Consider the following 22,822-nt stretch of genomic DNA (forward strand, 5'->3'; position numbering starts at 1 on the left):
GCCCGGCGCTCCGTACCGCTCCGGCGGCGCGGGCACGGCCGGACGCACGCGGACACGGCCGGACGCACCCTCGCGGACACGGCCGTGCGCACGCCACGCCCGCAGTGGGTGGCGTGCGCACGGCCGTGGACGGTTCGTACGGGGCCGGTCAGTGCACCGGCACCGGTTCCGGGCCGGAGGCCACGGCGGCTTCCTTCTTGGCGCCGAGGTGGTTGAAGGCCAGGTTGAGCAGGATCGCCACCACGCAGCCGGTGCTGATGCCGGAGTCGAGGACGACGAGGAGGTCCTTCGGGAAGGCGTGGTAGAACTCCGGCGCGGCGATCGGGATCAGGCCGATGCCCACGGAGGCGGCGACGATCAGGGCGTTCTCGCCCTTCTCCATGGCGGCCCCGGCCAGGGTCTGGATGCCGCTGGCGGCGACCGATCCGAAGAGGACGATGCCGGCGCCGCCGAGGACCGGCAGCGGGACCACGCCGATGACGGAGGCCGCCATCGGACACAGGCCGAGCAGGATCAGGATCCCGCCGCCCGCGGCGACGACGAACCGGCTGCGCACCTTGGTCATGGCGACGAGCCCGATGTTCTGGGCGAAGGCGCTGCACATGAACCCGTTGAAGAGCGGGCTGAGCGCGCTGCCGAGGGTGTCGGCGCGCAGGCCCCCCTCGATGGTCTTCGCGTCCGCGGGACGGCCGACGATCTTGCCGAGCGCCAGGATGTCGGCGGTGGACTCGGTCATGCAGACGAGCATGACGATGCACATCGAGATGATCGCGGCGACCTGGAACTGCGGGGCGCCGAAGTGGAACGGGGTCGGGAAGCCGACGACCGGGGCGTTCTTGACGGCGTCGAAACTGGTCATCCCGAGCGGGAGCGCGATGAGCGTGCCGGCGACCAGGCCGAGCAGGATCGAGATCTGCTGGAGGAAGCCGCGCAGGAACTTGCGCATCAGCAGGACGATCACCAGGGTGACGGCGGCCATGCCGATGTTCTTCATCGAGCCGTAGTCGGCGGCGGTGCGGTTCCCGCCCTGCGACCAGTTGAAGGCGACGGGCAGCAGCGAGACGCCGATCAGGGTGATGACCGTGCCCGTGACGACCGGCGGGAAGAAGCGGACGAGCTTCCCGAAGTAGGGGGCGGCGAAGAAGCCGATGACTCCGGCGACGATGATCGCGCCGAAGATGACCGGGATCGCGTTGTCCCCCTCCCCCTTGCCTATCGCGATCATGGGGGTGACACCGGCGAAGGAGACGCCGTTCACGAAGGGGAGTTTGGCGCCGATCTTCCAGAACCCGAGGGTCTGGAGGAGGGTGGCGAGGCCGGCGGTGAAGAGCGAGGCGCCCATCAGGAAGGCGGTCTCGGTGGCGGAGAGGCCGACGGCGGGGCCGACGATCATGGGCGGGGCCACGACACCCGCGTACATGGCGGCCACGTGCTGGAGGCCGCTGGTGAACATCTTCAGCGGGGGAAGGGTCTCGTCCACCGGGTGTTTCCCCCCGGAGCCCTCCGGTACTGCGACTGCGTCTTTGCGAAACCTGGGCGGCAGGGCCACGGCTTCCTCCGGTCGTTGTTTAAACACGCCGCGGGCGACGTGGGTTCAGGGAGGTGGTGCGAAGGCTGTGCGAGTCGAGCCTGTATGGAGTTGTGGTGGTGCGAATGCTTTTCCCAAGGGGTGCGGAAACGACGGCAGAACGGTTCGCCCAAACGGCTCTGCTGCTGTTTTCGCGCATGGCGGAGCCACGCGGCGGCGTTGAGTGGTGATGCCGGGTGGCGGTGAGGGTCACCGCCCCCGGGAGCGCCCGTGGAATTCCTCGGGCGCTCCCGGAAGCGGCTGCCGACGGACCCCGCTCGGGTCCGCGGCTGCCGGCCGGGGGCCGTCCCCCCCGGCCGGACTCCGTGGGTTCAGGCCTGCGCGGAGATCCGCGCGAGGCGCTGGGCCTCTTCCCGGGTGGACACGGCGATCGCGTCCTCGTCGGCGAAGAGGAGTCGGTTGTCCTCCACGATCTGCTTCCCGCCCACGAACGAGGCCGTCACGGGGGCGGCCGCACCGAAGACCAGCGCGGTCACGGGGTCGGCGATCGAGGAGTGGAGGAAGGTGCTCAGGTTCCACAGCACGAGGTCGGCGCACTTGCCGACCTCCAGCGAACCGATGCTGTCGGCGCGGCCGAGGACCTGGGCGCCACCGTACGTGCCCAGGCGCAGGGCCTGGCGCGCGTTCAGGGCGCGCTCGCGGTGGATCGGGTTCAGACGGTTGATCAGCAGCGCGTTGCGCAGCTCGGTGTGCAGCTCACCGGACTCGTTGGAGGCGGTGCCGTCCACGCCGAGGCCGACCGGGACCCCGGCGGCGAGCATGTCCGGGACGCGGGCGATGCCGGCGGCCAGACGGGCGTTGGAGGACGGGCAGTGCGCCACACCGGTCCGGGTGCGGGCGAACGCGGCGATGTCGGAGTCGTTCATGTGGACGCTGTGCGCCATCCACACGTCCTCGCCGAGCCAGCCGGTCGACTCGAAGTAGTCGGTCGGGCCCATGCCGAACAGTTCCTTGCAGAACTGCTCTTCCTCGACGGTCTCGGAACCGTGCGTGTGCATCCGCACACCCAGGCGGCGGGCCAGCTCGGCGCCCTGCTTCAGCAGCTCGGTGGAGACCGAGAAGGGGGAGCACGGTGCGACGGCGACCTGGGTCATGGAGTCGAAGGAGGCGTCGTGGTGCTTCTTGACGGTCGCCTCGGTGTCGGCGAGCGCACCCTCGAGGGTCTCGACGGCGTGGTCCGGGGGCAGGCCGCCGTCCTTCACGCTGCGGTCCATGGAACCGCGGGCGAGGGTGAAGCGGACGCCCATCTCGGACGCGGCGCGGATGATCGAGCCGGAGAGGTCGCCGGAGCCCTTGGGATAGACGTAGTGGTGGTCCATCGCAGTGGTGACGCCACCCCTGGCCATCGCGGCGAGGGAGCCCTGCGCGGCCGTGTACGTCATCTGCTCGTCGATGCGCGACCACGTCGGGTACAGCGCGACGAGCCAGTTGAAGAGGTTGTGGTCGGTGGCCAGACCGCGGGTGATCCACTGGTAGAAGTGGTGGTGGGTGTTGACCAGACCGGGGGTCACGAGGTGTCCGGTGCCGTCGATGCGGCGGACGACGTTGTCGAGGTTCTCGGGGGCATCGCCCGCGCCGACGAACTCGATCCTGTTTCCGGCGACGACCACGTGGCCCGAGGCGTACTCGGTGTCATTCGAGTCGACAGTTGCAACCGCACAGTTTTCGATGACGATGCGCTCTGGTGGGCCGTCATGCGAGGAGGAAGCTGCCATGACACATCCTTGTGCTTTCGTGGCGGTGCGGGCACGGCAAAACCCTGGGGATTTGAGTGCCGGAGCCGGGGGCCTTGGCAGCTGACAGTACTGCCGCCCCATATGGTGCTACCGGGTGCCGATTCATGAGGTCGATCATGAAGTTGAAGAGTGTCGCGCTGTCCCGGGGCCACTGCGGAGCCCCGGGACGGCACGTGCCGAGCTTCGACCGGACCCTTAGAGGTTGGTCATGTCCACGGGAATGCGGGCATCCACACCGTCACGGAGGATCGTCGCCTCGATGAGACCGTAGGGACGGTCCGCGGCGAAGTACACCTCGTTGTCGTTCTTGAGGCCGAAGGGCTCAAGGTCGACCAGGAAGTGGTGCTTGTTCGGGAGCGAGAAGCGGACCTCGTCGATCTCCGAGCGGTGGTTGATGATGCGCGAACCCATCTGGTACAGGGTCTGCTGCAGCGAGAGGGAGTAGGTCTCGGCGAAGGCCTGGAGCATGTGCTTCTTGACCTCGGAGTAGGACTTCTCCCAGTTGGGCATCCGCTGCTCGTCGTCCGACCAGTTGAAGCGCCAGCGACCCGACACCTGGGTGGCCAGGATGCGGTCGTACGCCTCCTGCAGGGTCGTGTACTTGTCCTTCACGTAACCCCAGAACTCGGAGTTCGTGGAGTTCATGACGATCAGGTCCTTGAGGCCGGAGATGACCTCCCAGTTCTGGCCGTCGTACGTGATCTGGGTGACGCGGGTCTCCATGCCCTTGCGGACGAAGGAGTGGTTCACCTCATCGGCGCCGATGAACTTCGAGTTGGCGTCGGACGTGGCGATCCGGTCCCAGGCGTACTCCTCGATCCGGATGCGCGCGCGCTTGATCGGCTCCTGGCTGGTGACGAACCAGCGCGCCAGGTGGATGCCGAACTGCTCGGCCGACTCGATGCCGTACTCCTTGGCGAACGCGTACACCGTGTTCTTGGTGGTGTCGGTCGGAAGGCAGTTGGCGTTCGAGCCGTTGTAGTGGACGTCGTCCATGTCGCCGGAGAGGGCGACCGAGACGTTCAGGTCCTTGATGTGGTGGGTGTCGCCGTCCCGCGTGATCTTGACTACGCGGTTCTCTGCTTTGCCGTACTGGTTCTGGCCCAGAATCGTGGCCATGCTAGCTCCCTCGGTAAACGGAGTAGCCGAACGGGTTGAGCAGCAGCGGTACGTGGTAGTGCTCGCCCGGGTTCACCGCGAAGGTGATGGTGACCTCGGGGAAAAACGTACTGCTGTCCCTTACGCGGGGGGCGTCCTGCTGCGCCTCGGCGGCTTGCTTCTTGGAAAAGTACGTCTCGGTCTCGAAGTCCAGACGCACGTGTGTGGTGCCCTCCGGCAGGGCCGGCAGGTCCTTGCAGCGCCCGTCCGCATCGGTGGCGGAGCCGCCCAGCGCCGCCCACTCGCCGTCGAGACCCGTGCGGGCCGACAGGGAGATGGCGACGCCCTCGGCGGGCTTTCCGATGCTGGTGTCCAGGATGTGCGTGGACACCGACGCGGTGGTCTCGGTGCTCATGCTCACTCTCCTTCTTCTGCGAGTTCTACGAGTCGGGTCAGGCGGATCTTGTTGATCTTGACGAGCTCGCCGCGGGCGGTCTCCCGCTCCTGTTCCGGCGAGTTGTCGATCCGGACCTTGACCGCGTCCCGCATGAACTCACCGGTCGCACCGGTGGCGCAGATGAGGAAGACGTGGCCGAACTTCTCCTGGTAGGCCAGGTTCAGTTCGAGGAGCTCGTTCTTGAGCTCCTCCGAGGCACCGGCCATGCCACGCTGCTCGCGGGCGGAGGTCGGGTCTCCCGGCTTCGGCCGGCCGATCGGCGCGTGGCCTCCCATCGCCTCGCCCAGGTCGTCCGCGGTGAGCTCCGCCATGGCGGCTTCGTTCGCGGCGAACAGGGAATCGGCAGTGGCGAAGGGGCGCTGGGCGAGCATCTTGCTCCCCCATGCCGAACTGGCGCACACCTCGTGCAGCTCGGCCGTGGCCGCGCTGTCATCCAAGGCGTTGAACCGGGTGAGACCCGGGGTCGGACTCGAAGTCACGGTAGGCCTCCGTGGCCTGTTGTTGCTTTGACGGGCTCCGCATAGCTAACGCCCTCGACAACACGGCGTCAACACTTTGTTGAAACTTCGCGTACACAAAAGCCGCCGCCCGGGTGAATTGGGCGGCGGCTCGTCACTGTGGGTGAGTTTACGTTCACGTTTGGCTGTTCTTGCCGGATCCTTTCTGAGACCCGGCGTCCCGGTTCAGGTAGTTGTAGACCGTGAACCGGCTTACGCCCAGTGCGCCCGCGACCGTTTCCACACCGTGCCGCACGGAGAAGGCGCCTCGCGCCTCCAGTATGCGTACGACGTCCTGCTTGGACTTCCGGTCCAGCTGTGACAACGGTACGCCGTGGCGGCGCTCCAGGGCGGCCAGGATGTGATCCAGCGAGTCCGAGAGCTGGGGCAGGCGTACCGCGAGCAGCTCCTGGCCCTCCCAGCTGAGCACGACGTCGTCGGGCTGCGCCTGGGCCGGATCCATCAGCTCGCCGCCCATGGCGTCGATCAGCGGCTTGACCGCGGTGACGAAGGGGTGGTCGCGGGGCTCGGTCATGGCGTCTCCTCCCCGATCACGTTGACCTGGAGCGAGACGCGCGTCGCGCCGGCCCCCAGGGAATCGCGCAGCAGCGCGCCCACCGCGGCGATGACGCTGTCAGCCTCGCCCTCGGCGGTGTTGCCGAACGGGCCGACGTCCACCGCGTCCAGCTGGGCCTTCTGGATGACCTCGCGGGCCGCTACGGCGTGGGCAGGAGCCTCTTCGAGGTCGAAGGGCTCGGTCGTGAACTCCACTCTCAATCGCACCCGGTCAAGCTACCTCCCGGTCACGATTTTTCGAGAGTCCGCACTTGACATCCGCGCGCAAGCCCATGCAGTCTTCCATCAAGCAGAAACTAACTTCCGCAATACGGAAGGAGCGCACACCCCTCATGGGATACACGGACCAGCGCTTCGATGTGAACCTTTCGATCCTCTTCACGGAACTCCCGCTCCTGGAGCGCCCCGCGGCTGCCGCCGCGGCGGGCTTCACGGCGGTCGAGCTGTGGTGGCCCTGGATCGAGACCCCCACCCCCGCCCAGGGAGAGCTGGACGCCCTCAAGAAGGCTCTTGAGGACGCCGGCACGCAGCTGGTGGGCCTGAACTTCTACGCCGGCCAGCTGCCGGGCCCGGACCGCGGTGCGGTCTCGGTTCCCGGTGAGGAGTCGGAGCGCTTCAACGCCAACATCAACGTGGCGGCGGACTTCGCCGCCTCGGTCGGCTGCAAGGCGCTGAACGCCCTGTACGGCAACCGCGTCGAAGGCGTGGACCCGGCCGTCCAGGACGAGCTCGCCCTGAAGAACCTGGTCGTCGCGGCCCAGGCCGCGGACCGCGTCGGCGCGATCCTCCTGATCGAGACCCTCAACAAGCCCGAGTCGCCGCTCTACCCGCTGGTGAGCGCCCCGGCCGGCATCGAGGTAGTGGACAAGGTGAACGAGGCCACCGGCCTCGGCAACGCCAAGTTCCTGCTCGACCTGTACCACCTGGCGATGAACGATGAGGACCTCTCCGAGGTCATCGAAAAGTACGCCGCCAAGACCGGGCACGTCCAGATCGCGGACAAGCCCGGACGCGGTGCCCCCGGCACCGGCGAGCTGCCCCTCGAGGAGCTGCTCGACCAGCTGAAGAAGGCCGGATACGAGGGCTACGTAGGCCTCGAGTACAAGGCCGCCGACGCTGCCGCGTCCTTCGCATGGCTGCCGGCCGAGGCCCGCGCCGCCAAGTAAGAGGACGAAGTCCGGGCGATCGGCCAGGCACCTCTCGCACTTTTCGTACGAAGCATTAAGAGAAGGACCCTCATCATGAGCAACCTCCCCAAGATCGCGTGGATCGGTCTCGGCATCATGGGCTCCCCCATGGCCGAGAACCTCCTGAAGGCCGGCTACTCGGTCACCGGTTTCACCCTGGAGCAGGACAAGCTGGACCGTCTGGCCGCCGCCGGCGGTTCCGCGGCCGGCTCGATCGCCGAGGCCGTCGCGGACGCCGACGTCATCATCACGATGGTGCCCGCCTCCCCGCAGGTCGAGGCCATCTCCTACGGCGAGAACGGCATCCTCGAGAACGCCAAGTCCGGCGCGCTCATCATCGACATGTCGTCGATCACCCCGCAGACCTCGGTCGACCTGGCGAAGAACGCCGCCGCCAAGGGCATCCGCGTCCTGGACGCCCCGGTGTCCGGCGGCGAGGCCGGCGCCATCGAGGCCGTCCTGTCGATCATGGTGGGTGGCGAGCAGGCCGACTTCGACGCCGCGCTGCCGATCCTCGAGGCCCTCGGCAAGGTCATCGTCCTGTGCGGCCCGCACGGCTCCGGCCAGACGGTGAAGGCCGCCAACCAGCTCATCGTCGCGGTGAACATCCAGGCGTGCGCCGAGGCCGTCGTCTTCCTCGAGAAGTCCGGCGTGAACCTCCAGGCCGCCCTGGACGTCCTCAACGGCGGTCTGGCCGGCTCCACGGTCCTGACCCGCAAGAAGGACAACTTCCTGAACCGCGACTTCAAGCCCGGTTTCCGGATCGACCTGCACCACAAGGACATGGGCATCGTCACCGACGCCGCCCGCAACGTCGGTGCGGCCCTCCCGGTCGGCGCGGTCGTCGCCCAGCTGGTCGCCTCGCTGCGCGCCCAGGGTGACGGCGGCCTGGACCACTCGGCCCTGCTCCGTGCGGTCGAGCGCCTCTCCGGCGCCCAGCTCTGATCTTCCGGAGCACCCCTCCCCTAAGGGGGACCTGAGTTTCCGGATGGCGTCGGTGCTGACACCTGTCCTGTCGCGCCCAAGTGCCGACGCCGTCCGGATTACCTCTCCTCAACTTTGTTCAACAAACTGTTGACGTTTAGTTCATGCCGAAATTAGGCTCCGCATGGCGGAAGACACTTTCCGTCAGCAGTTACCCGTACGGAAGGTCACCATGTCGAAGCGCACGCTGACGACCGAGTCCGGCGCCCCGGTCGCCGACAATCAGAACTCCGCCACCGCCGGCGTCGGTGGCCCCCTGCTGGTCCAGGACCAGCAGCTGATCGAGAAGCTTGCCCGCTTCAACCGGGAGCGCATCCCGGAGCGCGTGGTGCACGCCCGCGGTTCCGCCGCGTACGGCTACTTCGAGGTGACCGACGACGTCACCGCGTACACCAGCGCCGCGTTCCTGAACACGGTCGGCAAGAAGACCGAGACCTTCCTGCGGTTCTCCACCGTGGCGGACTCGCTCGGTGGCGCGGACGCCGTCCGCGACCCGCGCGGCTTCGCGCTGAAGTTCTACACCGAAGAGGGCAACTACGACCTCGTCGGCAACAACACCCCGGTGTTCTTCATCAAGGACCCGATCAAGTTCCCCGACTTCATCCACTCCCAGAAGCGCGACCCCTTCACGGGCAAGCAGGAGCCGGACAACGTCTGGGACTTCTGGGCGCACGCCCCCGAGGCCACGCACCAGATCACCTGGCTGATGGGTGACCGCGGTATCCCGGCGTCGTACCGTCACATGAACGGCTACGGCTCCCACACGTACCAGTGGACCAACGAGTCGGGCGAGGCCTTCTTCGTCAAGTACCACTTCAAGACGAACCAGGGCATCCGCTGCCTGTCGTCCGAGCAGGCCGCCGAGATCGTCGGTTCCGACGCCAACTCGCACCAGACCGACCTGCTGCAGGCCATCGAGCGCGGTGTGAACCCCTCGTGGACCCTGTACGTGCAGATCATGCCCGCCGCCGAGGCCGCGGACTACCGCTTCAACCCGTTCGACCTCACCAAGGTGTGGCCGCACAGCGACTACCCGCTGCAGCGCGTGGGCCGCCTGGTCCTCGACCGCAACCCGGACAACGTCTTCGCCGAGGTCGAGCAGTCCGCGTTCTCCCCGAACAACTTCGTCCCGGGCATCACCGCCTCGCCGGACAAGATGCTCCAGGGCCGCCTGTTCGCGTACGCCGACGCCCAGCGCTACCGCCTCGGTGTGAACCACACCCAGCTGCCGGTCAACGCCCCGAAGGCGACGAAGGCCGAGAACTACGGCCGCGACGGCGTCATGGCGCTGCGCAACGGCTCGCGCCACGACAAGAACTACGAGCCCAACTCGTACCAGGGTCCGGCCGAGACCGGTCTCGCGCTCGGCGCCCCGAAGGCCGTCTCCGGCTACACGGGCACCCACGCCGCGCCGGCCCACACCAAGGACGACGACTTCTTCCAGGCCGGTGAGCTCTACCGCCTGATGTCGGAGGCCGAGAAGCAGCGTCTGGTGGCGAACATCGCCGGCGGCCTGTCTCAGGTCACCCTCGAGGATGTCATCGAGAAGAACCTGGCTCACTTCCACGCCGCCGACGCCGACTACGGCAAGCGCGTCGAGGAGGCCGTCCGCGCCCTGCGCGACGCCTGAGAGCCGCAAAGCTGTACCGGGGGCCTGACGGGAGGTCAGGCCCCGGGTACCGAGCCCGACCCGCTTACCCGGATGAGGGGTGGTACGCGGTGAGGGCAGGACGAGGACCGTGGCGGGCGTGCGAGCCAGTGCGGTGGTAATGGGTTCCGAGGCCCGTCTCTTGACCTGAGGGAGACGAAAGCCGGAGTTCTCGTCGCCGCTCGCCACGGTCCCAGCCAACTCCTTCTCTTCGTACGGGGGCTACGCACAGAGTCCCCTGCACGAGGCGAAGGAGCCTCCTACTCCGCCCGGTGGTGCGAACGTCCTGTCGCGCCAGCCTCGCACCGTCGGGCGGTACCAACCAGAGCGCCGAGTCACGGACGGTCCCGTGACTCGGCGCTTTGTCGTTTCCGGACACCCGCGAGCCCCCGGTGGGCCGGGCCGGACCCCGGTGGCCTGCCCGCCGGGCCGTGAACGGTGCTCAGTCCCTTCGGCAGCGGTCCCGGAGCTCGGAGATGACCGCCTTCTCGCGCGCGTTGACGGCGCCGTCCACCGCGGCCACCCGCTCTGCCGCGTCGAGGAGGTCGAGCAGGTCCCCCGACTCGGCATCCAGCCGTCGCCACACCTCGGCGGGATCCATGTCGACGAGTTGAGCGAACTCTTCGTCGACCACCTGGTGCCGGTCCCGGACCAGCCTCACCAGATGCCGCATCAACAGCGCCTCGTCGTCGGCGATCTTCCGGTCCGCCGTGATGACGAGCCACGCGACCCACAGCATCGACTGCGGGTGCCGGCTCCGCCCGCTCAGGCTCTCGGCGAGTTCGATCACCCGGGCCTCGTTCCGGAAGACGGCTTGCGCGTGCCGCCCCGCGAGTAACGTCGTGTAGCGGTTCAGCACCACCGCCAGGGGAACCCCGACCATGGGGATACCTATCTTGATGACGTTGCGCTTCAGGAGGTACTTGCCGACGACGGGGAGTCCCTTCGCGGCGTTCAGTACCGCTCCCGAGTAGAAGCGCTTGATCAGCGGCCGCACGACGGCCGGGACCGCCTTGACCACGCCCTCCCGGACCACTTCACCGCTCTTGATCGTGAAGGCCACGCGAATGAGCTTCCACATGTCGTCCGGATCGGACAGGTCGAGCGGGACCCGGTAGAGGACCGCGATGTCGTGGGCCAGGCGGAGCTGGAGCCGGGTGATGAACGCGACGTCGACCATCATGGTCGCGACTGCGGCCGGGACGGTCGCCGTCGCGGCGCCACCGAGGCTTCCGAGGGTGGCGGCGATGGCTGCCGAGTAGGCTCCGGCCGAGAGTCCGCCTTCGAGCGCGGCGTACCGGGCCGCCATCTTGATCCGCTGATCGACGACGGCATCCGCGGGTACGCCCTCGTACCGCTCCTGGAAGTACTGCCAGTCGACCCTGCCGGTGTAGGAACTCAGCGCCTGGGCCAGGAGCTTGGTGAACCAGTTGCCCGACTTGATGTCGTCCGCGCTCAGCCCTTTGATGAACTCCCGCATCTCGGCCCGCTCGTGCTCGACGGCCTCCCGATCGGCGTCGTCTCCACCCGCGTCGACGGCGTCAATCAGGGTTTCGGTCATGGCGGGTCCTTCCAGGCGGCTCAGCGTCCGTTCAGGTTGTCAGGTTTCGCACGACACCGCTGCCGTCTTGGCACGATGACCCGGTGGCCGACGGGCCGCCCGCTTTCCGTGCGGCGGGAGGCGGCACCTGGCCCGGCGGGAGGGCCCCTGGTTGAATGACCGGCTGGATCTTCAGGCGTTCCGCGCCCTGCTGACGGAAGAGGGCCGGAGCCTGCTGGCGGCCATGCAGGAGGCCGGCCCGGGCGGGGAGCCGCAGTCCGCGGCCAGGGGCGCTCTGCGCGCAGGTGATGGACGGCGGGCTGGTCTTCCCCACATGCGAGGACGCCGCCCGGTTCGACAGCCGGGGCGAGGCCGTCTTCATCGACCTGGTGCGGCGTCCCGGGCCGGACGGGGGTCACGATCCCAAGTCGTATGGTCCGCCCCTCTCCTGGGCGCTGGACCGGGTACGCGCGACCGGCGCCGGCTGGATCCGGCTCGTACCCGATCTCCTGCCCGGGGTCCTACCCGGCCTGGGCCGGGCCGACGAGGCCGAGTGGATCTCCTACGCCGGTGTCGTCCAGGAACTGGTCCTGTGGTTCGGCCTGCACCACGAGCCCGCGCCGGTCACCGCGCGCAAGGCCACCGTGCTGCCCGCCCGCACCTCGCTCACCGCGCGCGGCCTGCCCGAGCCGTCCGTGCGGCCCCCGGGCCGCTACGTGTACGTACCGGACCCGGCCGTGGTCCACGCCGGCCTGGCCGCCGAGGTCGCCGAGGACATCGCCTGCGGGCCCCTCGACGGCGGCACGCTCCTCACCTCCGACGAGCTGCGGCACACGCGTTCGCGACGGTGTACGAGGTCATCGAGGTGGCGACCCACGCCCTGGAGCCGAAGCCGGAGCCGGAGGGATCGGTGGAGTTCGTGGAGTTCGTCGTCTCCGTGGCGGACGGCCCCATGGCACTGAGCGCCGCTCCCGTGCCCGTGCCGGCTCCCGTGCCCGTGCCGGCTCCCGTACCCGTGCCGGCTCCTGTACCCACCAGGTTCCCGTAAGTGCCCTGAGCGCCCCGCAGGGCACGCGCGGAGCGCCGGGAAAGAAGGCCCGCGCCCCGTTTCCCCGTACGGACGACGCAGAGCGGCCCCCGCCCATCCCGTGAAGGAGGAGCGGGGGCCGCCGGGTGCTGCTGGTACTGCGGGGGTGATCAGACCTGGAGGGACTTGATCGCGGTCGGGGCGTGGCCCGGCTCGGTCGCGAGCTCTTCGAACTCGGTGACGTCGCTCATGTCGACCGTCTTGCTCATCGCGATGTTGGTGACGCGCTCCAGGATGGCCTCGACGACGACCGGGACCTGGTGCTCCTGGGCCCACTTCTTGGCCGTCTCGAAGGCCTCGCCCAGCTTGTCCGGGTCGGTGACGCGGATGGCCTTGACGCCCAGGCCCTCGGCGACCTTGACGTGGTCGACGCCGTAGACGCCGATCTCCGGGGTGTTGATGTTCTCGAACTCGAGGTTGACCTCGAAGTTGATGCCGAGGCCGCCCTGCGCCTGGCGGATCAGACCCAGGTAGGCGTTGTTCACGAGGACGTGGACGTAGGGGACCTTGTGCTGGGCGGCGACCGCCAGCTCCTCGATCATGAACTGGAAGTCGTAGTCACCGGAGAGGGCGACGACCGGGACGTCCGGCTGCGCGGTGGCGGCACCGATGGCGGCCGGGATGGTCCAGCCGAGCGGGCCGGCCTGGCCGCAGTTGACCCAGTGGCGCGGCTTGTAGACGTGCAGGAACTGCGCGGCCGCGATCTGGGAGAGACCGATGGTGGTGACGTAGCGGGTCTCCGGGCCGAACGCCTTGTTCATCTCCTCGTAGACGCGCTGCGGCTTCATGGGGATGTTCTCGAAGTGCGTGCGGCGCTGCAGGGTGGCCTTGCGCTCCTGCGCGGAGGCGGCCCAGGCGGAGAAGTCGGGGAGCTTGCCCTCGGCCTTCCACTCCTTGGCGACCTCGATGAAGAGCTCCAGGGCGACCTTGGCGTCGGAGGCGATGCCGAAGTCCGGGGCGAAGATCTTGCCCAGCTGGGTGGGCTCGATGTCGACGTGGACGAACTTGCGGCCCTTGGTGTAGGCGTCCAGGTTGTAACCGGTGTGGCGGTTGGCCCAGCGGTTACCGATACCGATGACGGTGTCCGACTCCAGGAAGGTCGCGTTGCCGTAGCGGTGCGCGGTCTGCACGCCGACCATGCCGGCGGCCAGCTCGTGGTCGTCCGGGATGGTGCCCCAGCCCATGAGGGTGGAGATGACCGGGATGCCCGTCAGCTCGGCGAACTCGACCAGCAGGTCGGAGGCGTCGGCGTTGATGATGCCGCCGCCGGCGACGATCAGCGGACGCTCGGACTCGAGCAGGAAGCCGAGGGCCTTCTCGGCCTGGGCGCGGCTGGCCTGCGGCTTGTAGACCGGCAGCGGGGTGTAGGTCTCGGGGTCGAACTCGATCTCGGTCAGCTGGACGTCGATCGGCAGGTCGATGAGGACCGGGCCCGGACGGCCGGAGCGCATCAGGTGGAAGGCCTGCTGGAAGACGCCGGGGACCTGCGCGGCCTCGAGGACCGTGGTGGCGGCCTTGGTGACGGGCTTCGCGATCGACGCGATGTCGACGGCCTGGAAGTCCTCCTTGTGGAGCTTCGAGACCGGAGCCTGACCGGTGATGCACAGGATCGGGATCGAGTCCGCGATCGCGGAGTACAGGCCGGTGATCATGTCGGTGCCGGCCGGGCCCGAGGTACCGATGCAGACGCCGATGTTGCCGGCCTTGGCACGGGTGTAACCCTCCGCCATGTGCGAGGCGCCCTCGACGTGGCGGGCCAGGGTGTGCGCGATGCCGCCCACGTTCTTCAGCTCGCGGTAGAACGGGTTGATCGCAGCACCGGGCACGCCGAACGCTTGTTCGACACCCTCAAGCTTGAGGATCTCAACTGCAGCAGCGGCGGCTGTCATACGAGGCATCAGGTTCTCCTGCGGGTGTGGCGGTCAGGCTTTTCCGTCATCCGGAAGTTTTGTTCTGCTATACGGAACAAGCTAAGCGGCGGGTCCCGCGACGTCAAGGCGGCGGGGCAGCACGGATGCCACCAAAAGCCACGTCTCGCTCGGTGACTTACACAAATGACCAAGGCGTCGACCGGAAATGACCCGTCTCTCGCCCGCGCGGTCGCCGGTGGTGGAGCATGGACCTACGCACAGCGACGGAGGGGGTTCAGGTCTCATGGCGGAAGCGGTACCGGTGCGCTGCCCGGCGTGCCTGCGCGAGAACGATTACACCGCCCCGGTCTTCCCCTGCGCCTGCGGGAGCCCGGTCCACCCGCCGCTGGATCTGTCGGCACCACCGCTGCCGCTGACCCACCGCACGTGGTCGGACAGCTGGGTGACGGTGCGCTGCGAGTCCTGCGGCAGGGAGAGCGAGTGGCCGCACCCGGAAGTGGGGTGCGGCTCGTGCGGCACCGTCGTGCGGCTGCCGGTGCACGCGGTGGACGGCGGGGCACCGGCCCGGCCCGGTCCCCGCCGCGGGGAGTCCGGGGGCGGGAGAGCGGACGGGGCGGAGGGCGGCAGAGACGCCGGCTCCGAGGGCGTCTCCGAGGCCGGCTCCGAGGGCGGCTCCGAGGGCGGAGCAGCGGCCGGTGCGGGGGCGGCGTCGCCCGCGGGCGCGGCCGTACGCCCGGAGGACGGTGGAGCCGCCGCCGGGGAGCGGCCCTCAGCGGACGCGCCCCAGCCCGTACCGGTGCCGCGCCCCGCATTCCGCCCTGTGACCATCCGTACGGCCCGGGACGCGGTGGCCACGGCCGCGCTGTACCTGCGCTGGCTCGGCTTCCAGGACGTACGCCAGCCCGACGGGCGCCCGATCCCCTCGGCGGCCGTGGACCTGCGGGCGCCGGGCCTGGTCGCGCAGGTGGACCCGACCACCGCCCCGGCCGGGCTGCGGGCGGTGGAGTGCGTATGGCTGAACGGGCTCACGGCTTCCGCGACGAGCGTCTACTTCGCACTCGCCGGGTACACGGAGGCGGCCCGGGCCCGGGCGGACGATCTGGGGATACCGCTGTTCGTGATGGACCTGACGGGCATGCCGCAGCCGGTGAACGACCCGGCGGACGAGCTGATCGGCGCGGGAGCTTAGCCTTTCCCCTTGATCACCTCGATCACCTCCATCCCGTTGAGCCGTTCCTTCCTGCCGAGGAGAACCCGATGAGCCTGTACGACATCCCGCTGACCACCCTGAGCGACGAGCCCACCACCCTGGGGGCCCACAAGGGCAAGGCGATCCTGCTGGTGAACACCGCCTCGCAGTGCGGCCTCACCCCTCAGTACTCGGGGCTGGCCCGCCTGCAGCACAAGTACGAGGCGAAAGGCTTCACCGTGGTCGGCGTGCCCTGCAACCAGTTCGGCGAGCAGGAGCCCGGCACCGCCGAGGACATCCAGACGTTCTGCGCGGCCGGCTTCGGCGTCACCTTCCCGATGCTGGAGAAGTCCGAGGTCAACGGCGAGAACCGGCACCCCCTGTACCAGGAGCTGGTGAAGTTCGCGGACGCGGACGGCGAGGCGGGGGACATCCAGTGGAACTTCGAGAAGTTCCTGATCTCCCCCGCCGGTGAGGTCGTGGCGCGCTTCCGCCCGCGCACCGAGCCCGAGTCCGACGAGGTCGTCACCGCGATCGAGGCGAACCTGCCGGGCTGACCCGCTCCTCCCTGACTCGCTCCTCCCTGACCCGCTCCTCCCTGACTCGCTCCTCCTTGCCCCGTGGCGCCCATCACCGCGGGTCGGCCCGGCCGGGCAGCCGGGCAGGCGGCCGCGGAAGGCCGCCGCGGAGGGCCGGACCGCGGCCGCCGGGCTCAGGAATGTCAGGCGGGGGCCGCCGGTCGAGTGGACCATCGACCACCCGGCCGGCGGCCCGCCCGTCAGTTGATCCCGCGGTCGAGGCCGGCCCAGTACGGCTCGCGCAGCTTGAACTTCTGGATCTTGCCGGTGGCCGTGCGCGGGATGGCGGCGCGGAACTCGACCGAGGTCGGCGCCTTGTAGCCGGCCATCCGCTGCTTGCAGTGCGCGATGATCTCCGCCTCGTCCGCCGCCGCCCCTTCGGCGAGGACCACGAGGGCCTTGATCGTCTCGCCCCACTTCTCGTGCGGCACACCGATGACGGCGACCTCGGCGACCGCCGGGTGGCTGAAGATCGTGTCCTCCACCTCGATCGACGAGACGTTCTCGCCGCCGGTGATGATCACGTCCTTCTTCCGGTCGGAGATCGTCAGGTGCCCGTCGGCCTCGTCGACGGTGCCGCCGTCACCCGTGTGGAACCAGTCCCCCTCGAGTGCCGCCGCGGTCTCCTCCGGCTTGTCCCAGTACCCGTCGAGCACGACGTTCGACCGGGCCAGCACCTCGCCGCCCTCGGAGACCTTCAGCTTGACCCCGAGCGCGGGCAGTCCCGCACGGGACAGCTTGTGCGCACGCTCCTGCGCCGGCAGGTCCGCGTCGGCCGGGCGGGCGCGGTTGAAGGTGAGCAGCGGGGAGGTCTCGGTCAGGCCGTAAATCTGCGTGAACTCCCAGCCCAGCACCTCGTCCACCCGCTGGATCATCTTGCTCGGCGGCGGGGCCCCCGCGCAGACGATCCGTACGCGGTCACGGCCCGGGATCTCGCCCTCCCAGCCGGCCGCCGCATCGAGCACCGCGTTCCAGACCGCGGGCGCGCCGCACATGAGCGTGACGCCGTGCTCCTCGACCCGGCGGAGGATCTCGGCGCCGTCGACCTTGCGCAGCACGACCTGCTTCACGCCGAGGCCGGCCATCACGTACGGCATTCCCCAGCCGTTGCAGTGGAACATCGGCAGCGTGTGCATGTAGACGTCGCGCTCCCACACGCGGGTGTGCAGCCCGAAGGTCAGGCCGTTGACCCAGATGTTGCGGTGGGTGAGCTGTACGCCCTTGGGGCGGGCGGTGGTGCCCGAGGTGTAGTTGATCGTCGCGGTGGCGTCCTCGTCCGGATGCGACCAGGGGCGCGGCTCGACGCCGAAGCGCATGAGCTCGCTCTCGGTCTGCGCGCCGAGCACGAAGCGGTGGCGCGCCTTGACGCCGGCGAGCGCCGCGTCCAGCTCGGGGTCGACCAGGAGGACCGAGGCCCCGCTCTGCTGGACGACGTACTCGATCTCCTCCGGCTTGAGGCGGAAGTTGACCGGCACGCAGATCCGGCCGCTCATCGGCACCGCGAACAACAGCTCGAGCAGCCGTGCCGAGTTGTGGCTGACCACCGCCACCCGCTCGCCCTCCCCGACGCCGAGCCGGTCGAACCCGGCCTGCCAGGCCCGGACCCGGTCACCCAGCTGCCCGTACGTCGACACGGGCACGGGCGGGGCGGGCTGGTCGGGCTCGTCGACCACGCCGGGGCTGGTGGAGAACCCCAGTTCGGCCCGGTCGAGGAAGTCCGCGACGGTCATCGGAATGCGCATTGCTCTCTCCTGCGTATCGGGACAACGACACAAAGCACTCAGCTGCCATGAACTACCTGAACTGCATGGACTGCATGGACTGCATGGACGGCCATTGAATCGAATGACAGCCGCCATGGCAGGCATCGTGCCGCGAAGGGCCGACGCGCCACCAGGCCGCCGTCAGCCGCGGATTGACGCGAACCGCACTCCGGACCCGCTCATGTCCGCCATCGCCCCGACCATGGCCTCCCCCTCGGCGACGATCTCCGCCCGCCGCGCCGCGGGCAGTTTCCCGTCGAACAGCTCGACGGTGAGCAGCCCGTCGTCCAGCTTCCAGAGCCCGGCGAGGAATCCGTCGACGAGCAGCACGCAGTGCGCCTGGTTGCCGGTCCAGGAGCGCCCCTTGCCCTCGGGGGTGATCACCCGGCTGCGGTTGGCGTGCGAGAGCAGCAGGTTGTCGAACTCGGGGAGGAAGCGGGGCGGAGCCGGCGTGTCCGCCGAGGGCCGGGGGGCGTCGGGCAGGTCGAAGAGCTCGACGCCGTTCTCGTCCTGGAACACGGCCAGGCCCGGCCGCAGCCGCTCGAAGGCCCCGCGCAGCCGGGTGAGCCCGGCCCAGGTCTGCATGTCCTTGACGGAGGCGGGGCCGAAGGCGGTGAGGTAGCGCAGTACGGCGTCGTCCACGGCCTGCGACTCGATGGACTCGGAGGCGGGCCGGCCGAGCCAGTTCTCGACCGTGGTCAGCCGGACCTGGCCCGACTTCCCCCACACGCCCCGCGGCGTGACCTGGACCAGCGGCAGCCCGCAGCGGGCGGCGACGGAAAGGGACTGCGGGTCGGCGTCGGGCCACTCCTCGAGCAGTTCCTCCCGGATCTCGGCCATGGTGCGGGGCTCGCTCTCGACGAACGCGCGGGCCAGGACCGCGAGCCGGTCCAGGTCCACCCCCACGAGCCCCTTCCGGAAGTAGTTGACCTCCCTGTCCCGGGCGGGCTGGACCAGTGGGCGCAGGGTCAGGGCGTCGTCCGCCGTGTGGGTGTGGATGGTGGAGCGCATGGTGACCATGCGGACCACGTCGCGGGACTCCATGAGCGCCGCCAGCTCGGCGGGCCGGAACCCGGCGAGGCGGGCGTGGAGCTGGAAGTACGGGGGCTTCACGTTCTGCGCCTGCAGCCCGACGAGGTGCGCGACGGCGTCATGCGCCGACATTTCGGCGCGGCTCAGCAGCAACTGGCGGGCGAGCGTGGCACGGTTCAGAGCGCGGGTGCCGAGTACGGGAAGTGCTGTCCTGGAAGCCATGACTGCAAGCTAACCCCCCTTGCGGACACCTACTGTCCGCAACTCCCACCTCCCACCCCGCCCCCACCCCACCCTTCCCCCGTTTCGCCCGATATCCTTCCCATTGCCCACAAACCGAGAACCGCACGTCCGACCACCGGGAGCTGACCTGCGATGCCGGAGCGCCCAGACCGCCGCCCCTCGCCGTCCGCCGCGAAACGGACGGGCTGGCGCCGCCCCTCCTCCCCGGCCACGCCCCCGCCGGCCTCCCCGCAGACCGCCGCATCCTCGCCCGATCCCGCGAACCACCGCAGCGTGATCGACTCGGCCGTCTACCGCGACGGCCGCCGCATCGCCTCCCCCACCACCCTGGCGGACACCTTCCGCCGGCTGCGCGAGGAGCCGGACGGCATGGCCTGGATCGGCCTGCACCGCCCGACCGAACCCGAACTCCACTCCCTCGCCGCCGAGTTCAACCTCCACGAACTTGCCGTCGAGGACGCCCTGGAGGCCCACCAGCGCCCCAAGCTGGAGCGCTACGGCGACACCCTCTTCGTCGTCCTGCGCGCGGCCCGCTACCTCGACGCCCAGGAGGAGGTCGAGTTCGGCGAGCTCCACGTCTTCGTCGGCCCGGACTTCCTGATCACGGTCCGCCACGGCGGCGCCCCGGACCTCTCCACCGTCCGCCACCGCATGGAGGAGACCCCGGAGCTCCTCTCCCTGGGCCCCGAGGCAGCCCTGTACGCGATCCTCGACGCGGTGGTCGACGGCTACGCCCCCGTCGTCGAGGGCGTCCAGAACGACATCGACGAGATCGAGACGGAAGTCTTCCGCGGCGACCCTGCGGTCTCCCGCCGCATCTACGAACTCTCCCGCGAAATGGTCGAGTTCCAGCGCGCCACCCGCCCCCTGGTCGGCATGCTCCACGGCCTGATGGCGGGCTTCGCCAAGTACGGCACGGACGAGGAACTCCAGCGCTACCTCCGCGACGTGGCGGACCACGTCACCCACACCAGCGAACGCGTGGACGGCTTCCGCCAGGCCCTCACGGAAATCCTGACGGTGAACGCCACCCTGGTCTCCCAACAGCAGAACGCCGAAATGCGAGCCCTGGCAGAAGCCGGCTTCGAACAGAACGAGGAGATCAAGAAGATCTCCTCCTGGGCCGCCATCCTCTTTGCACCCACACTCGTGGGAACGATCTACGGCATGAACTTCGAAGACATGCCGGAACTGAAGTGGGCGGGCGGCTACCCTTTCGCAATCCTGCTGATGGCAGTGGTCTGCGTGAGCCTGTACGTCATCTTCAAGAAGCGCGACTGGCTGTAGGAGTCAGTTGCCCCTCACGCACCAACGGGGGGCATCGGTAGCGGTAGTCCGTCAGGCATGCACACGGCCATCCGCCATCACCAGCCGAACGCGGCGCAGTGCCTGGAGATCGCTCAGGGGATCACCCTCGACGACCAGGAGGTCCGCGCGGAGGCCGGGGAGCAGGCGCCCCGTGACCTTGCCCAGCCCGAGTGCCTCCGCCGCCTCGCAGGTGGCCAGGTCGACGATCTCCTGCGAGGTGCAGCCCAGATGGGCGAAGAACTCGAGACTGGACACGAAGTCATCGAAGACCGCCCGGCTCACGCCCGCGTCCGTGCCGGTGAGCAGCCGCACCCCGCGCTCGCGCATTCGGCGGATCCCGCCGAACATCTCCTCCGCGCGCTCACGTCCGAAGCGCTCGGCGAAGCCGCGCCAGTCGGGGCTGGCCGCCGGACAGACCCCGATGCCCCGGGCGGCGATTTCGTCGACGACGTCGTCGAGGAGCCGGAAGCCATCCTGGTCGATCCACGTGCAGTGCTCGATCGTGCTCACCCCGGCCTCCACCGCCGCGACGATGCCTGCAGTGCCGTGCGCATGCGCCGCCACGGGGAGGCCGGCGCTCGCCGCCTCCTGCACGATGATCCGGAGCTCCTCGGCCGTGAACTGGGGCGCCCAGACAGGCGGCCCGCCCTTGGTGATGCCCCCGCCCGTGGCCATCACCTTGATGAGGTCCGTGCCCTGCTCCACGTTGCGGCGGACCAGCGCCCTGGCGGCGTCCTCGCCGGACACCTCGCCGCCCAGGAACCAGCAGTGTCCGCCGGGTCCCGTCACAGGAGTGCCGGCCGCCAGGACACGGGGTGCGGGCAACCGTCCCGCCCTGACGGCGTCGCGGAACTCCGTCACCAGTCCGTTCCGGTCGCCGAGGTCCCGCACTGTGGTGACGCCGGCGTTCAGCAGACCGAGTGCCCGCTCCGCGATGCCTTTGGCCACCGTCGCATCGTCCGCCTCCCGCAGCGCCGCGACCGGATCGGGCCCCGCGTCCAGAACGAGGTGGACGTGCGCGTCGACGAGCCCCGGCAGCAGCGTGCCGTCGGGGTAGTCGTGACGGAGAATGCCCGCGGGGGCACGGGACTCCACCTCGTGGCGCGGTCCGGTGTCCGCGATGACGCCGTTTCGCACCAGCACGGCGCCGTCCGCCAGGACCTGTCCTGCGGTCCGATCACCACGCGCCGGGCCGAGATCAGGGTGTCCATCGCCACTCCTCGTTCATCGCCCACCGCTTCGCCACCGTCCGGATGGCCGACCGGATCGTCGTCCTGGAAAACGGCAAGGTCATCGAGCACGGAGTGCACCAAGACCTCCTGAGGGCCGACGGCGTGTACGCCCGGCTCTTCCGTATCCAGGCTTCGGGCTACCTGACCGAAGCCGCGTCCCCCTGAAGGCCGAGTGATGCGCGTATCCGTCCTGTATCCCGCCATGCCGACGGACCCCCGGCACGTCGCCCCCTTCGCCGCGCTCGTCCGCGACGAAGGAGCGGCCCGCCTCTGGCAGGGCCAGTCCCTCTGCGCCGACACCCAGCAGGTCTTCGCCTACCTGGCCGGAATGGGCTACCGCGTCCCGGTCGGGACCAGTGTCGCCCTCATGCCGCTGCGGCATCCGCTGGACGCAGCGATCCAGGCCCGCTCCCTGTCCGTCCTCACCGGACACCGCACGACCCTCGGACTCGGTCCCGCGACCCCCGACGTCGTCGCCGGACTGCACGGAAAGCCGTACGACAGCCCACGCGACGCCTGTGTGGAATACCTGACCGAGGTGCGGCGCCTGATCGGGACCGAGGACGGAGTCGCCGGACCCGGCATCGGCGCCGCCATCGGCCTGCCGGGCCTGTCACATACGGGGGTGGAGACCGGACTCGGTGTGCTCCGGCCGACGCTCGCGCGGGCCGCGGGCCGGGTGGCGGACGCGGCGATCAGCTGGATGACCCCGCCCGGCTACGTCCGCGACACCCTGCTGCCCGCCATGGCGAAGGGCGCGGCCGAGTCGGGCCGCCCGGTGCCCCGCATGGTCACCGTCGTGCACGCCGCCGTCGACCGCCCCGGGCGCCACGCCTACCGGCTCGCCTTCGCGGCCGCCCATGTCCACCTCGCCGGGCCGCACTACTGCGACATGCTGCGCCGCGCCGGACTGCGCGTCCACCACAGCCGCCCGGGGCTCGGCGCCCGCGCCCTGGTCGATTCCGGAGTCTTCCTCTACGGCACGCCCGGGAGCATCGCCGCACAGCTGGCCGAATTCGATCGGGCGGGGGTGGACGAAGTTGTCGTCAACGTCGCGGGAGTGTATTCCGAGCATGGCCGACCGGACGCCGTACAGGACCTCCAGGCGATCCTCGCGGCCTGCCGGGAGGCGACGAACTGACCCAGGAACGGGTGCGGAAGGCCGGGGCACGCCCGCGTGCCGCCCTCCCGCACCCGGTGAGGAGAGG

General features: G+C 69.5%; 21 protein-coding genes. 9 read left to right on the plus strand and 12 right to left on the minus strand.

Translation table 11 applies throughout. The features are described from left to right. Positions 1–148: 148 nt before the first annotated feature. The 7 genes from ACIGFK_RS23880 to ACIGFK_RS23910 form a co-directional block, all read right to left on the minus strand. Positions 149–1,549, minus strand: a complete 1,401-nt coding sequence (locus ACIGFK_RS23880; RefSeq protein ID WP_376662512.1) for a nucleobase:cation symporter-2 family protein — start codon at positions 1,547–1,549, stop codon at positions 149–151. Between the two features lie 350 nt (positions 1,550–1,899). Beyond that, positions 1,900–3,303 (minus strand): 8-oxoguanine deaminase, encoded by a 1,404-nt coding sequence (locus tag ACIGFK_RS23885; RefSeq protein WP_400053484.1) that lies wholly within the window; start codon positions 3,301–3,303, stop codon positions 1,900–1,902. Between the two features lie 216 nt (positions 3,304–3,519). Continuing rightward, a complete protein-coding gene (gene pucL, locus ACIGFK_RS23890; RefSeq protein WP_376658320.1) occupies positions 3,520–4,443 on the minus strand; it encodes a factor-independent urate hydroxylase in 924 nt (307 codons plus the stop codon). Between the two features lies 1 nt (position 4,444). Next, positions 4,445–4,837, minus strand: coding sequence for a hydroxyisourate hydrolase (gene uraH, locus ACIGFK_RS23895; RefSeq protein ID WP_376658319.1), 393 nt, complete (start codon positions 4,835–4,837; stop codon positions 4,445–4,447). A 2-nt stretch (positions 4,838–4,839) separates the two neighbouring features. After that, the gene (uraD, locus tag ACIGFK_RS23900) at positions 4,840–5,358 is read right to left on the minus strand and encodes a 2-oxo-4-hydroxy-4-carboxy-5-ureidoimidazoline decarboxylase (RefSeq protein ID WP_376658318.1); all 519 of its coding nucleotides are present in this window, start codon (positions 5,356–5,358) and stop codon (positions 4,840–4,842) included. 154 nt (positions 5,359–5,512) lie between these two features. Further along, a complete protein-coding gene (locus ACIGFK_RS23905; protein WP_376658317.1) occupies positions 5,513–5,911 on the minus strand; it encodes a helix-turn-helix domain-containing protein in 399 nt (132 codons plus the stop codon). Continuing rightward, positions 5,908–6,159 carry a thiamine-binding protein gene (locus ACIGFK_RS23910; protein WP_376658316.1) on the minus strand — a complete coding sequence of 84 codons (252 nt, stop codon included), beginning with the start codon at positions 6,157–6,159 and terminating at the stop codon, positions 5,908–5,910. Before ACIGFK_RS23910 ends, ACIGFK_RS23905 begins: the two co-directional genes overlap by 4 nt. Before the next feature lie 125 nt (positions 6,160–6,284). Here ACIGFK_RS23910 and ACIGFK_RS23915 point away from each other — a divergent pair, with 125 nt between their 5' ends. The 3 genes from ACIGFK_RS23915 to ACIGFK_RS23925 all read left to right on the plus strand — a co-directional run bounded on the left by ACIGFK_RS23915 (position 6,285) and on the right by ACIGFK_RS23925 (position 9,753). Continuing rightward, positions 6,285–7,118, plus strand: a complete 834-nt coding sequence (locus tag ACIGFK_RS23915) for a TIM barrel protein (RefSeq protein WP_376658315.1) — start codon at positions 6,285–6,287, stop codon at positions 7,116–7,118. Positions 7,119–7,193: 75 nt separating this feature from the next. Next, the gene (locus ACIGFK_RS23920) at positions 7,194–8,084 is read left to right on the plus strand and encodes a 2-hydroxy-3-oxopropionate reductase (protein ID WP_376658314.1); all 891 of its coding nucleotides are present in this window, start codon (positions 7,194–7,196) and stop codon (positions 8,082–8,084) included. Positions 8,085–8,295: 211 nt separating this feature from the next. Then, positions 8,296–9,753, plus strand: coding sequence for a catalase (locus ACIGFK_RS23925; RefSeq protein WP_376658313.1), 1,458 nt, complete (start codon positions 8,296–8,298; stop codon positions 9,751–9,753). Positions 9,754–10,213: 460 nt separating this feature from the next. Here ACIGFK_RS23925 and ACIGFK_RS23930 read toward each other — a convergent pair whose 3' ends face one another. Next, positions 10,214–11,332, minus strand: coding sequence for a hypothetical protein (locus tag ACIGFK_RS23930; RefSeq protein WP_376658312.1), 1,119 nt, complete (start codon positions 11,330–11,332; stop codon positions 10,214–10,216). A gap of 287 nt (positions 11,333–11,619) precedes the next feature. Between ACIGFK_RS23930 and ACIGFK_RS23935 the strand changes: the two genes are divergently transcribed. Next, complete coding sequence (locus tag ACIGFK_RS23935; protein ID WP_400053489.1) at positions 11,620–12,273, plus strand: hypothetical protein; 654 nt, start codon at positions 11,620–11,622, stop codon at positions 12,271–12,273. Positions 12,274–12,508: 235 nt separating this feature from the next. Here ACIGFK_RS23935 and gcl read toward each other — a convergent pair whose 3' ends face one another. Next, the gene (gene gcl / locus ACIGFK_RS23940; protein ID WP_400053514.1) at positions 12,509–14,287 is read right to left on the minus strand and encodes a glyoxylate carboligase; all 1,779 of its coding nucleotides are present in this window, start codon (positions 14,285–14,287) and stop codon (positions 12,509–12,511) included. Positions 14,288–14,552: 265 nt separating this feature from the next. Between gcl and ACIGFK_RS23945 the strand changes: the two genes are divergently transcribed. Together ACIGFK_RS23945 and ACIGFK_RS23950 are read left to right on the plus strand one after the other, a co-directional pair. Beyond that, entirely contained in the window at positions 14,553–15,458 is a 906-nt protein-coding gene (locus tag ACIGFK_RS23945) for a hypothetical protein (RefSeq protein ID WP_400053491.1), read from the plus strand. Positions 15,459–15,526: 68 nt separating this feature from the next. Beyond that, a complete protein-coding gene (locus ACIGFK_RS23950; RefSeq protein WP_376658309.1) occupies positions 15,527–16,015 on the plus strand; it encodes a glutathione peroxidase in 489 nt (162 codons plus the stop codon). Between the two features lie 221 nt (positions 16,016–16,236). Here ACIGFK_RS23950 and ACIGFK_RS23955 read toward each other — a convergent pair whose 3' ends face one another. Next, positions 16,237–17,778, minus strand: a complete 1,542-nt coding sequence (locus tag ACIGFK_RS23955; protein ID WP_376658308.1) for an AMP-binding protein — start codon at positions 17,776–17,778, stop codon at positions 16,237–16,239. Between the two features lie 162 nt (positions 17,779–17,940). Next, positions 17,941–19,053, minus strand: a complete 1,113-nt coding sequence (locus ACIGFK_RS23960; RefSeq protein WP_400053493.1) for a winged helix DNA-binding domain-containing protein — start codon at positions 19,051–19,053, stop codon at positions 17,941–17,943. 153 nt (positions 19,054–19,206) lie between these two features. Here ACIGFK_RS23960 and ACIGFK_RS23965 point away from each other — a divergent pair, with 153 nt between their 5' ends. Then, complete coding sequence (locus ACIGFK_RS23965; protein WP_400053495.1) at positions 19,207–20,361, plus strand: magnesium and cobalt transport protein CorA; 1,155 nt, start codon at positions 19,207–19,209, stop codon at positions 20,359–20,361. Between the two features lie 51 nt (positions 20,362–20,412). Here ACIGFK_RS23965 and ACIGFK_RS23970 read toward each other — a convergent pair whose 3' ends face one another. Then, the gene (locus ACIGFK_RS23970) at positions 20,413–21,525 is read right to left on the minus strand and encodes an amidohydrolase family protein (RefSeq protein ID WP_400053497.1); all 1,113 of its coding nucleotides are present in this window, start codon (positions 21,523–21,525) and stop codon (positions 20,413–20,415) included. A 110-nt stretch (positions 21,526–21,635) separates the two neighbouring features. Here ACIGFK_RS23970 and ACIGFK_RS23975 point away from each other — a divergent pair, with 110 nt between their 5' ends. Both ACIGFK_RS23975 and ACIGFK_RS23980 read left to right on the plus strand, forming a co-directional pair. Next, positions 21,636–21,779, plus strand: a complete 144-nt coding sequence (locus ACIGFK_RS23975; protein ID WP_400053499.1) for a hypothetical protein — start codon at positions 21,636–21,638, stop codon at positions 21,777–21,779. A 10-nt stretch (positions 21,780–21,789) separates the two neighbouring features. Beyond that, complete coding sequence (locus ACIGFK_RS23980; protein WP_400053501.1) at positions 21,790–22,755, plus strand: LLM class flavin-dependent oxidoreductase; 966 nt, start codon at positions 21,790–21,792, stop codon at positions 22,753–22,755. Positions 22,756–22,822 lie beyond the last annotated feature (67 nt).

It is taken from the genome of Streptomyces sp. NPDC085524 (assembly GCF_044541755.1).
Taxonomy (GTDB): domain Bacteria; phylum Actinomycetota; class Actinomycetes; order Streptomycetales; family Streptomycetaceae; genus Streptomyces.